General features: G+C 61.0%; 11 protein-coding genes. 8 read left to right on the top strand and 3 right to left on the bottom strand.

Annotated features, from left to right (window positions below):
- Window positions 1-247: 247 nt before the first annotated feature.
- From dnaQ to QRN33_RS19160, 3 genes are all read right to left on the bottom strand, one after another.
- Window positions 248-1,006, bottom strand: coding sequence for a DNA polymerase III subunit epsilon (gene dnaQ / locus QRN33_RS19170; protein ID WP_285409560.1), 759 nt, complete (start codon window positions 1,004-1,006; stop codon window positions 248-250).
- A 203-nt stretch (window positions 1,007-1,209) separates the two neighbouring features.
- Window positions 1,210-1,680: a ribonuclease HI gene (gene rnhA / locus QRN33_RS19165; protein WP_007910572.1), complete on the bottom strand. Its 471-nt coding sequence runs from the start codon at window positions 1,678-1,680 to the stop codon at window positions 1,210-1,212.
- A gap of 90 nt (window positions 1,681-1,770) precedes the next feature.
- The gene (locus QRN33_RS19160) at window positions 1,771-2,529 is read right to left on the bottom strand and encodes a class I SAM-dependent methyltransferase (protein ID WP_041480625.1); all 759 of its coding nucleotides are present in this window, start codon (window positions 2,527-2,529) and stop codon (window positions 1,771-1,773) included.
- A gap of 66 nt (window positions 2,530-2,595) precedes the next feature.
- On the opposite strand from QRN33_RS19160, the gene gloB reads away from it, so the two are divergent.
- From gloB to fabI, 8 genes are all read left to right on the top strand, one after another.
- Window positions 2,596-3,363, top strand: a complete 768-nt coding sequence (gene gloB / locus QRN33_RS19155; protein ID WP_083354333.1) for a hydroxyacylglutathione hydrolase — start codon at window positions 2,596-2,598, stop codon at window positions 3,361-3,363.
- 99 nt (window positions 3,364-3,462) lie between these two features.
- Window positions 3,463-4,926 carry a transglycosylase SLT domain-containing protein gene (locus QRN33_RS19150; RefSeq protein ID WP_285409559.1) on the top strand — a complete coding sequence of 488 codons (1,464 nt, stop codon included), beginning with the start codon at window positions 3,463-3,465 and terminating at the stop codon, window positions 4,924-4,926.
- Window positions 4,927-5,238: 312 nt separating this feature from the next.
- Window positions 5,239-7,071, top strand: coding sequence for an extracellular solute-binding protein (locus QRN33_RS19145; RefSeq protein WP_285409558.1), 1,833 nt, complete (start codon window positions 5,239-5,241; stop codon window positions 7,069-7,071).
- A complete protein-coding gene (locus QRN33_RS19140; RefSeq protein ID WP_285409557.1) occupies window positions 7,068-8,909 on the top strand; it encodes an extracellular solute-binding protein in 1,842 nt (613 codons plus the stop codon). Before QRN33_RS19145 ends, QRN33_RS19140 begins: the two co-directional genes overlap by 4 nt.
- Before the next feature lie 4 nt (window positions 8,910-8,913).
- Window positions 8,914-9,987: a microcin C ABC transporter permease YejB gene (locus QRN33_RS19135; protein WP_016774154.1), complete on the top strand. Its 1,074-nt coding sequence runs from the start codon at window positions 8,914-8,916 to the stop codon at window positions 9,985-9,987.
- Between the two features lies 1 nt (window position 9,988).
- The gene (locus QRN33_RS19130; RefSeq protein WP_042609548.1) at window positions 9,989-11,008 is read left to right on the top strand and encodes an ABC transporter permease; all 1,020 of its coding nucleotides are present in this window, start codon (window positions 9,989-9,991) and stop codon (window positions 11,006-11,008) included.
- Between the two features lies 1 nt (window position 11,009).
- Window positions 11,010-12,620 (top strand): ABC transporter ATP-binding protein, encoded by a 1,611-nt coding sequence (locus QRN33_RS19125; RefSeq protein WP_042609547.1) that lies wholly within the window; start codon window positions 11,010-11,012, stop codon window positions 12,618-12,620.
- A 19-nt stretch (window positions 12,621-12,639) separates the two neighbouring features.
- Window positions 12,640-13,434: an enoyl-ACP reductase FabI gene (gene fabI, locus QRN33_RS19120; protein ID WP_003202751.1), complete on the top strand. Its 795-nt coding sequence runs from the start codon at window positions 12,640-12,642 to the stop codon at window positions 13,432-13,434.
- Window positions 13,435-13,519 lie beyond the last annotated feature (85 nt).

Raw genomic sequence — 13,519 nt, 5'->3', positions numbered from 1 at the left:
GATTGCCAGCGCAAATTTCAACTGTTTGTACATGAGGCTCAGTGTCCTGAGGCGGCAGATCTGCACCCGCCAATGCACTCAGGGTAGAGGGTTGCAGCGAATGTGGCGAGGGTGGCAACTTGGCTTCATGTCGCCAAACGCAAAAAATCGCAGCCTTCCTCGTCTCTCAACTCTGGAATGCAATCCCCGTAGGAGCTGCCGAAGGCTGCGATCTTTTGATCTTCAGTTCTTTTGATTTTTCGATCATTCAGGCCTGCGCATCAGCCTCGGCAATCTGCGTCCACAACGCCGGCGCTCCCGCCGATTTGGCGATGATTTCCAACCGCACCAGATGCGCCGCCAGTTCGTCTTCGGTCGCGCGGATGATGCGTGCTGGCTGGCGATTGACCGGCAGGCGACGGATTTCCGTGGCCGAATTATCCGCGCCCTCGCCCGTGCCATTACCGTCGGAGGCGTTGCCGGCCAGCGACAGGCTGGTCTGGCCGCCGGTCATGGTCAGGTAGACGTCGGCGAGAATCTCCGAGTCGAGCAAGGCGCCGTGCAGCTCACGGCCGGAGTTGTCGACGCCGTAACGTTTGCACAACGCATCGAGGCTGTTGCGCTGCCCCGGGTGACGTTCCCGGGCCATCATCAGGGTGTCGAGGATCGTGCAGTGCTGGGTGATGTCAGCGCGATCGTGCTGGCCCATCAAGGCGAATTCGTTGTTGATGAAGCCAACGTCGAACGCCGCGTTGTGGATGATCAGCTGCGCGCCTTTGATGAATTCGAAGAACTCGTCGGCGACCTCGGCAAAGCGCGGCTTGCCGACGAGGAATTCATTGGTGATGCCGTGCACACCGATCGCCCCCTCGTCGCTCTCGCGATCCGGCTGCAGATAAACGTGAAAGTGCCGGCCCGTCAGGCGCCGACCGATCAGTTCGACGCAACCGATTTCAATGATCCGGTGACCATCGGTCACCGGCATGCCGGTGGTTTCGGTATCGAGTACAACGGATCTGGTGGCCATCAGTGCTCAGCTCTCAACGGGTCAATCGTGCAAAGGCGCGGATGTTAACACGCTCGGTGGGGTGTTTCAGTCAGACCGTGGCGAGCCCTTCGCGAGCAGGCTCGCTCCCACATTGGAATGTATTCCAATTCAAGGTCTGGAATACATTCCCCCGTGGGAGCGAGCCTGCTCGCGAATGAGGCACCACGGACTATCAGGAAAACTCAGGACTGTTTGTACCCACGAACCTCATCCACGCCACGATTGGCCAGCTGGTCCGCCCGCTCGTTACCGTGATGGCCGATGTGTCCACGCACCCATTTCCAGGTGACTTTGTGGCGGTTGACCTGCTCGTCCAGTTCTTTCCACAGATCGGCGTTCTTCACCGGTTCTTTCGCGGCAGTTTTCCAGCCGCGCTTCTTCCAGTTGGCCATCCACTCGTTGATGCCTTTCATCACGTATTGCGAGTCAGTCACCAGCAGCACTTCGCAGGGACGCTTGAGTGCTTCGAGGCCGCGGATCGCGCCGAGCAGTTCCATGCGGTTGTTGGTGGTGTTGGCCTCGCCGCCCCACAGTTCCTTTTCAACGCCCTTGCACACCAGCAGAGCGCCCCAGCCACCGGGGCCGGGGTTGCCCTTGCAGGCGCCGTCGGTGAACAGTTCTACGGTGTCGACGCTTTCCACGCTTTCGCTCATGCCAGTCTTTCCAGAAAAATGCCTGTCCTGCCAATCACGGATCGACAATGACCGCGGCCGGGCCAAGCCCGGCCACAAATAAAAGAGGGTTTACGGTTCGATGCGGCGGCGGTTGACCTTGGCCATCGGCAGCGGAATCAGCTTGCCCATCGGCTCGCGGCGCTCCTGGCGCAACGGCCTGAGCCCCACCACGATCTTGCGCGCCACCAGCAGATAGAAGCCACCGCCGGACAATTGCCAGTCACCGGCCTTGCGTTCCCAACCGGCCAGACGGTTCTGCCACTTGGGCGACGCGAGCGGCGGACGATAGCATCCGAAGCGGCGTTTCTCCAGCGCGAAGCCCAGCAGATTGAGCCAGTCGGCGACCCGCGACGGCGATATGCAGCGCGCCTTGCGCAGGGCATCGTTGGCGAAGAAATGCCGCAGACCCCACGTGCTCCAGGGGTTGATGCCGATGATCAGCAGATGCCCGCCCGGACGCACGCTGCTGGCCGCTTCACGCAGCAAGCCGTGGGGCGACAGGCAGAAATCCAGACCGTGCTGCATCACCACCACGTCGGCAGCATGCTCGCTCAACGGCCAGGCCTGCTCTTCGCAGACGATCTCGACCCCGGGCAACGGCGCCCCGAGCCGCACGTTGCGCTGCACTTGCGGCGCAGCGGGCGGGGTTTCGGCGGACGGGCCGTAATGCACCAGATAACCGCCGAAGAACCGGCCGAGCTCGTCATCGAGCATGCGCCGTTCTTCATCCAGCAGAAATTGCCCGAGCGGCCCCGACAGCCATTCGCGGGCGGCGCTGATCAATGCCAGCCAGTCGGGATCGGCCTGAGCGAACGCTTTATCGGTCATGTCATTCTCCAACGCGCCAGGAACTACTAAGATGCGCCAATGTTTTCCGCTTGGCGAATTCCGACGATGATACAGATCAGTGCCCTGCCCGCCTTCACCGACAACTACATCTGGTTGTTACAGGATCATCAGACCCAGCGCTGTGCGGTGGTCGATCCGGGCGACGCCGCCCCGGTGCAGGCGTGGCTCGACGCGCATCCGGGCTGGGTGCTCAGCGACATCCTGATTACCCACCATCACCATGATCATGTCGGCGGTGTCGAGCGCCTGAAAGCGGCGACCGGTGCCAAAGTCTACGGCCCGGCCAGCGAACGCATCCCGGCGCGCGACGTAGCGCTGAAAGACAACGACAGCGTCAGCGTGCTCGGCTGGGACTTCGATGTCTATGCGGTGCCCGGCCACACCCTGGGGCACATCGCCTATTACCACCATGGTCTGCTGTTCTGCGGCGACACCCTGTTCGCCGCCGGTTGCGGCCGGCTGTTCGAAGGCACACCCGAGCAGATGTATCACTCGCTCAGCCGTCTCGCGGCCCTGCCGGAAGATACGCTGGTCTACTGCACCCATGAATACACTTTGAGTAATCTCAAATTTGCCGCCGCCGTCGAGCCAGGCAATCCGCACACTGCCGCTCGTCTGGAAAAGGTTACTCAGCAACGGCAGAACGGCGTGATGACGCTGCCGTCGACGCTGGCCCTGGAAAAGCTCACCAATCCGTTTTTACGCACTTCTGAAACATTGGTTACACAAAAAGTGGACGAACGGGAAGGCGCTCAAAACCGGGCGCCGAGCGAGGTGTTTGCAGTGTTGCGAGCCTGGAAAGACACGTTCTGAGCAAGTGGCTGTCGGGCAGGGAAATTCTCAATGGTTGACCGCAGGGGGTGCGCTTTCTAGAATCGCCCGACATTTTTGCCCGGAACTTACTTCCAGCCAATGTCGTCATCCATACGTAAGTCCGTCAATTCAGATGCTTTGACCCGCCTGGCGCAAGCCATCGCGGTGGCTGTGTCCGCCACGCTGGCGGGTTGTTCCAGCCACGCTCCGCAGACTGAAGCGACGCACACGCCGAACATTGCTGCGCGAGCCAAGCAGAAGCCGATCTGGCTGACCGAGAAGCCCACTCCCGTGGCGCCCCAGGACATCTGGGAACGCATGCGCCAGGGCTTCCAGTTGCAGGAAGGCATTGGCGTCAATCCGCGCATCGAGCAACAACGCCTGTGGTTCGCCAGTAACCCCTCTTTCCTCGAGAATGCCGGCGAACGCGGCAGCCTCTATATTCATTACATCGTCGAACGCCTCGAAGAACGCAACATGCCGCTGGAACTGGCCTTGCTGCCAGTGATCGAGAGCGCCTACAACCCGATGGCCTATTCCCGTGCCGATGCCGTGGGCCTGTGGCAATTCATTCCGTCCACCGGGCGTTACTTCAACCTGCGCCAGACGCGTTTCTACGATGGCCGTCGCGACATCACCGCTTCAACCACAGCGGCGATGGACTACCTGACCCGTCTGCACGACATGTTCAACGGTGACTGGCTGCTCGCTCTGGCGGCCTATAACGCCGGTGAAGGCACGGTCAGCCGGGCGATCGAGCGCAACGAAAAGCTCGGCCTGCCCACCGATTACTGGAACCTGCCGCTGCCAGCGGAAACCCAGGCCTACGTGCCGAAACTGCTGGCACTGTCGCAGGTGGTACTGGCGCCGGAAGCCTACGGCGTCAACCTCAACCCGATCGCCAACGAACCGTACTTCCAGGTCGTCGAAATCAACCAGCGCATGGACCTGTCCAAGGTCGCTGCGGTGGCGAACATCGACGAAGACGAGCTGTTCCAGCTCAACCCGGCCTTCAAACAGCGCACCACCATCGATGGCCCGCAGCATTTGCTGGTGCCGACGTCCAAGGCGCAACTGCTGACCGCGAGTCTGCAGACCATGCGCCCGGACGAGCTGATCAGCCCGCGCTCGCTGAAGCCGGTATTCGAAGGCGCCGATCCGTCTGAAGTGGCGCAACTCAAGCGCGCTTATCGGGTCAAGCGTGGCGACAACCTCGGCTCCATCGCCAAAGCCAACAAGGTCGAGGTGAAGGATCTGCAGCGCTGGAACAAGCTGACCGGCAAGAACCTCAAGGTCGGCCAGACCCTGGTCATGCAGGACAACACCAAACGTGCACCGGCGCGCAAGTCCGGTCGGGTAAACACCGTGGTCGCGGCGAATACCAAGACCAAAGGCAAGGACGAGAGCAAGCAGCAGACCCAGTACAAGGTCAAGCGCGGCGACACCCTGTATGTGGTGGCCAAGCGTTTCAACGTCGAGATGCAACATCTCAAGCGCTGGAACCCGGGTGCGGGCAAGGCACTCAAGCCTGGGCAGATGCTCACGGTTTATCAGCCGCACTGACAGAAGAGCCCCTGAGATTTCGGGGGCTTTTTTTTGGATGAAGTTTTGTGGCGCCCTGAAGATCCATCCCCCTCACCCCAGCCCTCTCCCCCAAGGGGGCGAGGGGGAAAGGGAGCCGATCTCCAGGCTTTTCAAAATCTGAGTTCGACTCGGTTTCGCACGTCGGTGCAATTCGCCCTGACACCACGATCAGTCCCCTCTCCCTCCGGGAGAGGGTTAGGGTGAGGGGCTCTTTAACCCGCATCTTTTTCCTGTCCAGACAAGCTGTTACTGTACGGCCCACAAAGCCCAAGCCGCTGGATCGGATCTGACTTGAAGCGTGCCCTCTCCCTGCTCCTGATCAGCCTGGCCTTGAGCTCTACCGCAAGCGCGACGATTACCGAAAGTCATGGTTATGCGCAGTTCGGCACGCTCAAGTACCCGGCCAGATTTACCCACTTCGACTGGGTCAACCCGCAAGCGCCCAAGGGCGGCACGTTGCGGGTGATGGCGTTTGGCACCTTCGATACGGTCAATCCTTACACCTTCAAGGGCACCAGCCCGGTCACCACAGCGAATTTTCTCCAGTACGGCATCAACGAGCTGAACGAGCCGCTCATGGTCGGCACCGGGCAGTATTCGCCGTCCGGCGACGAGCCGGCGTCGAGCTACGGTTTGATCGCACAATCGGTGGAGTACAGCGAAGATCGCAGCTGGGTCGTCTTCAATCTGCGCCCCGAGGCGCGCTTCCATGACGGCGCGCCGATTACCGCCTACGACGTAGCATTCTCCTATCGCCTGCTGCTCAAGGAAGGCCATCCGCTGTATCGCACGGCGCTGCAGGAAGTGCTGCGGGTCGACATTCTCAACAAGCAGCGCATTCGCTTTGTGTTCAAACGCTCGGGCAATCCGCTGCTGATCCTGCGCCTGGGCGAATTGCCGGTGCTGCCGCAGCATTACTGGAAAGATCGCGATTTCAAGGCCACCACCTTCGAACCACCGCTGGGCAGCGGGCCGTACCGCATCACTTCGGTCACGCCGGGGCGGCAGTTGATCTTCGAACGGGTCAAGGATTACTGGGGCAAGGACCTGCCGGTCAACCGCGGCAAGTACAATTTCGATCGCATGGAAGTCGAGTTCTACCGCGACAGCGATGTGGCTTTCGAAGCGTTCAAGGCCGGTGAGTTCGACGTCTACATCGAGCATCAGGCGAAGAACTGGCTCAACGGTTACAACTTCCCTGCCGTACGGCGTGGCGAGGTGATCAAGGCGCAGATCCCGCATCAGATCCCGACTCAGACTCAGGGCCTGTTCATCAACACCCGCCGCGCGACGTTCGCCGACGTAAAGACTCGCGAAGCGCTGGGCCTGATGTTCGACTTCGAGTGGACCAACCGCGCGCTGTTCAGCGACGCCTACAAGCGCGCCACCAGTTACTACCCCAACAGCGAATTCACCGCCTCGGGCCTGCCGGTCGGGCACGAATGGCTGATGCTCAAGCCGTACAAGGATCAGCTTCCGACAAGGCTGTTCACCGAGCCATTCACCCTGCCGCAAACCGACGGTCGCGGCATTCCCCGGGAAACCATGCGCAAGGCGTTGGCATTGCTCGCGGACGCCGGCTGGAAGCTCAACGGTCAGCGCTTGCAGAACGCCCAAGGCCAACCGCTGCGCTTCGAACTGCTGCTGGTCAATCCGAGCCTGGAGCGTCTCTACCAGCCGTATATCGAGAACCTCAACAGTATCGGCATCGACGCGCGCCTGCGCACCGTCGATCGCGCGCAGTACAAACAGCGCCTCGATCAATTCGATTTCGACATGATCTCGATGACACTGGGCCAGACCTTGAGCCCGGGCCTCGAGCAGTGGCAGTACTTCCACTCCAGCCAGGTGAACGTCAAGGGCAGCAAGAATTACGCGGGCATCGCCAATCCGGTGGTCGATCATCTGCTTGAACAATTGCTCGCCGCGCGCACCCGCGACGAGCAGGTCGCCGCCGGCAAGGCGCTCGACCGCGTGCTGCTCTGGCAGCACTACAGCATTCCCAACTGGTACCTCAATTATCACCGTCTGGCCTACCGCAACCGGTTGGCCTTTGTCACCACGCCGCCCTACACCCTGGGCCTGAGCGCGTGGTGGCTGAAGTCTTCGGAGAAAGATCGATGAACCCTGTTCGCACCCTGCTCGTGCAGGCCAGCGGCTTGCTGTTCGCCGGGCTGGCCTGTGCTGCCCCGCAACACGCCGTGACCCTGTACAACGAGCCGCCGAAATACCCGGCCGACTTCAAGCACTTCGACTACGTGAATCCCGATGCGCCCAAGGGCGGCGTGTTTCGTCAGGCCGGTTTCGGCGGCTTCGACAGCCTCAACCCGTTCATCAACAAAGGCGTGCCCGCCGATGACATCGGGCAGATCTACGACACCCTGACCAAACACAGCCTCGACGAGCCGTTCACCGAATACGGCCTGATCGCCAGCAAGATCGAGAAAGCCGACGACAACAGCTGGGTGCGTTTCTATCTGCGCCCGGAAGCGCGTTTCCACGACGGCCACCCGGTGCGCGCCGAAGACGTGGTGTTCAGCTTCGAGACGCTGACCAAGGAAGGCTCGCCGATGTTTCGCGGCTATTACAACGACGTCGCCGAAGCCATCGTCGAAGACCCGTTGAAAGTGCTGTTCAAGTTCAAACACAGCAACAACCGCGAACTGCCGCTGATCCTCGGCCAATTGCCGGTCCTGCCGAAACACTGGTGGGCCAGTCGCGACTTCAACAAGGGCAATCTGGAAATCCCGCTGGGCAGCGGCCCGTACAAGGTCACCCAAGTGAAGGCCGGACGCTCGGTACGTTACGAGCGGGTCAAGGATTACTGGGGCAAGGACTTGCCGGTCAACCGTGGCTTCTACAACTTCGACACGATGACCACCGATTACTACCGCGACAACACCGTCGCCCTCGAAGCGCTGAAGGCCGGGCAATTCGATTACTGGCTGGAGATGACCGCGAAGAACTGGGCCAGCGCCTATAACGTTCCGGCGGTCACCGAGGGCCGTTTGATCAAGGAATTGATCCCCAACAGCAACCCGACCGGCATGCAGGGCTTCGTCTTCAACCTGCGCCGCCCACTGTTCCAGGATGTGCGCGTGCGTCAGGCGCTCGGGCTGCTGTTCGACTTCGAATGGACCAACAAGCAACTGTTCAACGGCGCCTACGTGCGCACCCGCAGTTATTTCGAAAACTCGGAAATGGCCGCCACCGGTCTGCCCGATGCCGATCAGCGGGCCGTCCTCGAACCGTTCCGCAGCAAACTGCCGGCCCAGGTGTTCAGCGAAGCCTTTGAAAATCCGCAGACCGACGCCAGCGGCATGATCCGCACCCAGCAGCGCGAGGCGTATCAACTGCTGCAAGAGGCCGGCTGGAAGATTGTCGACGACAAAATGGTCGATGCCGCCGGCAAACCGGTGGTGATCGAATTCCTCCTCGCCCAGACCGAGTTCGAACGCGTGCTGCTGCCGTTCAAGCGCAACCTCAGCGACCTCGGCATCGATCTGGTGATCCGCCGCGTCGACGTCTCGCAGTACATCAATCGCGTGCGTTCGCGGGACTTCGACATGATGGTCGGCAGCTTTCCGCAGTCCAACTCGCCGGGCAACGAACAGCGCGAGTACTGGATGAGCGCCGCCGCCGACAAACCGAGCAGCCGCAACAGCATGGGCCTGAAGGATGCGACCGTTGACCAACTGGTGGAAAGCCTGATCAACGCCGACTCGCGCAAAAGCCTGGTGGCCCACGCCCGCGCGCTGGATCGCGTACTGCAATGGGGCTACTACGTGGTGCCGAACTGGCACATCAAGAGCTGGCGCGTGGCCTACTGGAACCACATCGGCCACCCGAAAACCTCGCCCAAGTACGACATCGGCATCAACACCTGGTGGGTCAAGCCTGACGCCAAACCGGCCGTAGAAGTCGAAACCCAACTGCAAGCCGACCCTGCGGGCACGGAGTAATCAGATGCTGGCGTATATCTTTCGGCGACTGCTGCTGATCATTCCGACCCTGTTTGGCATCCTGCTGATCAACTTCGTGATCATCCAGGCCGCGCCCGGCGGGCCGGTCGAGCAGATGATCGCCAAGCTCGAAGGCTTCGAAGGCGCTACCAGCCGGATTGCCGGCGGCGGTGCCGAGGTGGCCGTGGCTGGCTCGTCCTATCGTGGCGCGCAAGGGCTGGACCCGGCGCTGATCAAGGAAATCGAGCACATGTACGGGTTCGACAAGTCGGCCCCGGAACGCTTGTGGATCATGGTCAAGAACTACGCGCAGCTGGATTTCGGCGACAGTTTCTTCCGCGACGCCAAGGTCATCGACCTGATCAAGGAAAAGATGCCGGTGTCGATCTCGCTGGGGCTGTGGAGCACGCTGATCATGTACCTGGTGTCGATTCCGCTGGGCATCGCCAAGGCGACGCGGCACGGCAGCCACTTCGACGTCTGGACCAGTTCGGCGATCATCGTCGGCTATGCGATCCCGGCGTTTCTGTTTGCGATCCTGCTGATCGTGGTGTTTGCCGGCGGCAGTTATCTCGACTGGTTCCCCCTGCGCGGGCTGACCTCGAACAACTTCGATGAGCTGAGCCTGGGCGGCAAGATCCTCGATTACTTCTGGCACCTGGCATTGCCGGTAACCGCGCTGGTGATCGGCAACTTCGCGACCATGACCCTGCTGACCAAAAACAGCTTCCTCGATGAAATCAACAAACAGTACGTGGTCACCGCCAAGGCCAAGGGCCTGACTCGCCATCGCGTGCTCTACGGCCACGTGTTCCGCAACGCCATGCTGTTGGTGATTGCCGGTTTCCCGTCGGCGTTCATCGGCATCTTCTTCACCGGCTCCCTGCTGGTGGAAGTGATTTTCTCCCTCGACGGCCTCGGCCTGATGAGTTTCGAAGCGGCGATCAACCGTGATTACCCGGTGGTGTTCGGCACGCTGTTCATCTTCACCCTGCTCGGGCTGGTGGTGAAACTGATCGGCGACCTGACCTACACCTTTGTCGATCCGCGTATCGACTTCGCAAGCCGGGAGCATTGAGATGAACCTGTCCCCTCTCAACCGTCGGCGCTTCGAACTGTTCAAGGCCAACAAGCGTGGCTGGTGGTCGCTGTGGCTGTTTCTGATCCTGTTCGGCCTGAGTCTGGGCGCCGAGCTGATTGCCAACGACAAACCGCTGGTCGTGCATTACGACAACAACTGGTACTTCCCGGCGATCAAGCGCTACCCGGAAACCGCCTTCGGTGGCGAATTCCCGCTGGAGGCCAACTACAAGAGCCCGTACATCCGTGAGCTGCTCAAGGCCAGGGACGCGTGGATTCTGTGGGCACCGATCCCCTACAGCTACCAGAGCATCAACTACGACCTGAAAGTCCCGGCGCCGGCGCCGCCCTCGGCGGACAACCTGCTGGGCACCGACGATCAGGGCCGCGACGTGTTGGCGCGGGTGATCTACGGGTTCCGCATCTCCGTGCTGTTTGCGCTGACGTTGACCGTGCTGAGCTCGATCATCGGCGTGATTGCCGGGGCACTGCAGGGTTTTTATGGCGGCTGGGTGGATCTGGCCGGCCAGCGTTTTCTGGAAATCTGGTCGGGCCTGCCGGTGCTGTACCTGCTGATCATCCTCGCCAGTTTCGTCCAGCCGAATTTCTGGTGGCTGCTGGGGATCATGCTGCTGTTCTCGTGGATGAGCCTGGTCGACGTGGTGCGCGCCGAGTTCCTGCGCGGGCGCAATCTGGAGTACGTGCGCGCCGCGCGGGCGCTGGGCATGCAGAACGGCGCGATCATGTTCCGCCACATCCTGCCCAACGCCATGGTCTCGACCATGACCTTCATGCCGTTCATTCTCACCGGCGCTATCGGCACCCTCACCGCGCTGGATTTCCTCGGTTTCGGCTTGCCGGCGGGCAGCCCGTCGCTGGGCGAACTGGTCGCCCAGGGCAAATCCAACCTGCAGGCGCCCTGGCTGGGCATGAGCGCGTTTGCCGTGCTGGCATTGATGTTGAGTTTGCTGGTGTTCATCGGCGAGTCCGCTCGCGATGCTTTCGACCCGAGGAAGTGAAATGAATCAGGACAATCTGATCGAAGTGCGCGACCTCGCCGTCGAATTCGGTTTCGGCGAGCGGGTGCATCGTGTGGTCGAGGGCGTGAGCTTCGACATCAAGCGTGGCGAAACCCTGGCGCTGGTCGGCGAATCGGGCTCGGGCAAATCGGTGACCGCACACTCGATCCTGCGCCTGCTGCCCTACCCCATGGCGCGGCATCCGGCCGGCAGCATCAACTATGCAGGGCAGAATCTGCTGGATCTGAGCGAAAAGACCATCCGCCACATTCGTGGCAACCGCATCGCGATGATTTTTCAGGAACCGATGACCTCGCTGAATCCGCTGCACTCGATCGAGAAGCAGATCAACGAGATCCTCGGCATTCACAAGGGCCTGAGCGGCAAAGTGGCGACCAGACGCACCCTTGAGCTGCTGGAAATGGTCGGCATTCCCGAGCCGCACAAGCGCCTCAAGGCCCTGCCCCATGAATTGTCCGGCGGCCAGCGCCAGCGCGTGATGATCGCCATGGCCCTGGCCAATGAGCCAGAATTGCTGATTGCCGACGAACCGACCACCGCCCTGGACGTGACCGTTCAGCTGAAAATCCTCGATTTGCTCAAGGATCTTCAGGCTCGATTGGGCATGTCGCTGCTCCTGATCAGTCACGATTTGAATCTGGTGCGAAGAATTGCGCATCGCGTATGTGTCATGCAGCGCGGTTGCATCGTCGAACAGGCATCGTGCGCAGAGCTGTTCCGTTCGCCGCAGCATCCGTACACTCGGGAACTGCTCGGCGCAGAGCCCAGCGGCGGCCCGGCAACCAATGCAATCGGTGCGCCGCTGCTCGAAGTCGAGGACCTGAAAGTCTGGTTCCCGATCAAGAAAGGCCTGCTCAAGCGCACGGTGGATTACGTCAAGGCAGTGGACGGCATCAATTTCAGCCTGCCTCAGGGTCAGACCCTGGGGATTGTCGGCGAAAGCGGTTCCGGCAAATCCACCCTCGGTCTGGCAATTTTGCGCCTGATCGGCAGCCAGGGCGCGATCCGCTTTGAAGGCAAGCAGCTAGACTGCCTGACGCAAAGCGAGGTTCGTCCGCTGCGCCGGGAAATGCAGGTGGTGTTTCAGGACCCGTTTGGCAGCCTGAGCCCACGCATGTGCGTCAATGACATCGTTGGCGAAGGCCTGCGGATACACAAGATGGGCACCGCCGCCGAACAGGAAGCGGCGATCATCGCGGCATTGAAGGAGGTAGGTCTGGATCCGGAAACCCGGCACCGCTACCCCCACGAATTCTCCGGTGGGCAACGGCAGCGAATCGCCATTGCCCGGGCTTTGGTGCTGAAACCGGCGCTGATCCTGCTGGACGAGCCGACTTCGGCGCTCGACCGGACGGTGCAGCGGCAAGTGGTGGAGCTGTTGCGTTCACTGCAAGCCAAGTACAACCTGACGTATTTGTTCATCAGCCATGATCTGGCTGTCGTCAAAGCGCTGAGCCACCAGCTGATGGTGGTCAAGCATGGCCAAGTGGTCGAACAGGGAGACGCGCAAAGTATCTTTGCCGCCCCCCGACATCCGTATACACAGCAGTTGCTGGAAGCCGCTTTTCTGGCACCAGCCACTGCGCAATAACCTGAAAGAGGAGCAACACATGGGTTTTCTCGCCGGTAAGCGCGTACTGATCGTCGGTGTCGCCAGCAAGCTGTCCATCGCATCCGGCATCGCTGCCGCCATGCATCGCGAGGGCGCTGAGCTTGCCTTCACTTATCAGAACGACAAACTCAAGGGTCGCGTCGAAGAATTCGCACAAGGCTGGGGTTCGAGCCCTGAGCTGTGCTTCCCGTGCGACGTGGCCAGCGATGAAGAAATCGCCAAGGTCTTCGAAGAACTGAGCAAGAAGTGGGACGGCCTGGACTGCATCGTGCATTCCGTCGGCTTCGCACCGGGCGACCAACTGGACGGCGACTTCACCGAAGCCACCACCCGTGAAGGTTTCCGCATCGCTCACGACATCAGCGCCTACAGCTTCGTGGCGCTGGCCAAGGCCGGTCGCGAAATGATGAAAGGCCGCAACGGCAGCCTGCTGACCCTGTCGTACCTGGGCGCCGAGCGCACCATGCCGAACTACAACGTGATGGGCATGGCCAAGGCTTCGCTGGAAGCCGGCGTCCGTTACCTGGCCGGTTCCCTGGGCCCGGACGGCACCCGCGTCAATTGCGTGTCGGCTGGCCCGATCCGCACCCTGGCCGCTTCCGGCATCAAGAACTTCCGCAAGATGCTGGCCGCCAACGAAGCGCAGACTCCGCTGCGCCGCAACGTCACCATCGAAGAAGTCGGCAACGCCGGCGCCTTCCTGTGCTCCGACCTGGCGTCGGGCATCAGCGGTGAAATCATGTACGTCGACGGCGGTTTCAACACCACCGCCATGGGCAACATCGAAGAGTGATCTTCATGTAGTCAGGAAAAACCCGCCGCATCCGGCGGGTTTTTTTATGCCCGCGGAAAAACTCATCGCACTACATATGTACCGC

This window comes from Pseudomonas sp. FR229a (assembly GCF_030209115.1).
GTDB classification, from domain to species: Bacteria; Pseudomonadota; Gammaproteobacteria; order Pseudomonadales; family Pseudomonadaceae; genus Aquipseudomonas; species Aquipseudomonas moraviensis_A.
This window is presented reverse-complemented; position numbering and strand designations above follow the sequence as displayed.

Bases quoted from the DNA above. Each gene is read 5' to 3' on its own strand.
- dnaQ (WP_285409560.1), bottom strand. From the start codon at position 1,006: ATGGCCACCAGATCCGTTGTACTCGATACCGAAACCACCGGCATGCCG.
- rnhA (WP_007910572.1), bottom strand. From the start codon at position 1,680: ATGAGCGAAAGCGTGGAAAGCGTCGACACCGTAGAACTGTTCACCGAC.
- QRN33_RS19160 (WP_041480625.1), bottom strand. From the start codon at position 2,529: ATGACCGATAAAGCGTTCGCTCAGGCCGATCCCGACTGGCTGGCATTG.
- gloB (WP_083354333.1), top strand. From the start codon at position 2,596: ATGATACAGATCAGTGCCCTGCCCGCCTTCACCGACAACTACATCTGG.
- QRN33_RS19150 (WP_285409559.1), top strand. From the start codon at position 3,463: ATGTCGTCATCCATACGTAAGTCCGTCAATTCAGATGCTTTGACCCGC.
- QRN33_RS19140 (WP_285409557.1), top strand. From the start codon at position 7,068: ATGAACCCTGTTCGCACCCTGCTCGTGCAGGCCAGCGGCTTGCTGTTC.
- QRN33_RS19135 (WP_016774154.1), top strand. From the start codon at position 8,914: ATGCTGGCGTATATCTTTCGGCGACTGCTGCTGATCATTCCGACCCTG.
- QRN33_RS19130 (WP_042609548.1), top strand. From the start codon at position 9,989: ATGAACCTGTCCCCTCTCAACCGTCGGCGCTTCGAACTGTTCAAGGCC.
- QRN33_RS19125 (WP_042609547.1), top strand. From the start codon at position 11,010: ATGAATCAGGACAATCTGATCGAAGTGCGCGACCTCGCCGTCGAATTC.
- fabI (WP_003202751.1), top strand. From the start codon at position 12,640: ATGGGTTTTCTCGCCGGTAAGCGCGTACTGATCGTCGGTGTCGCCAGC.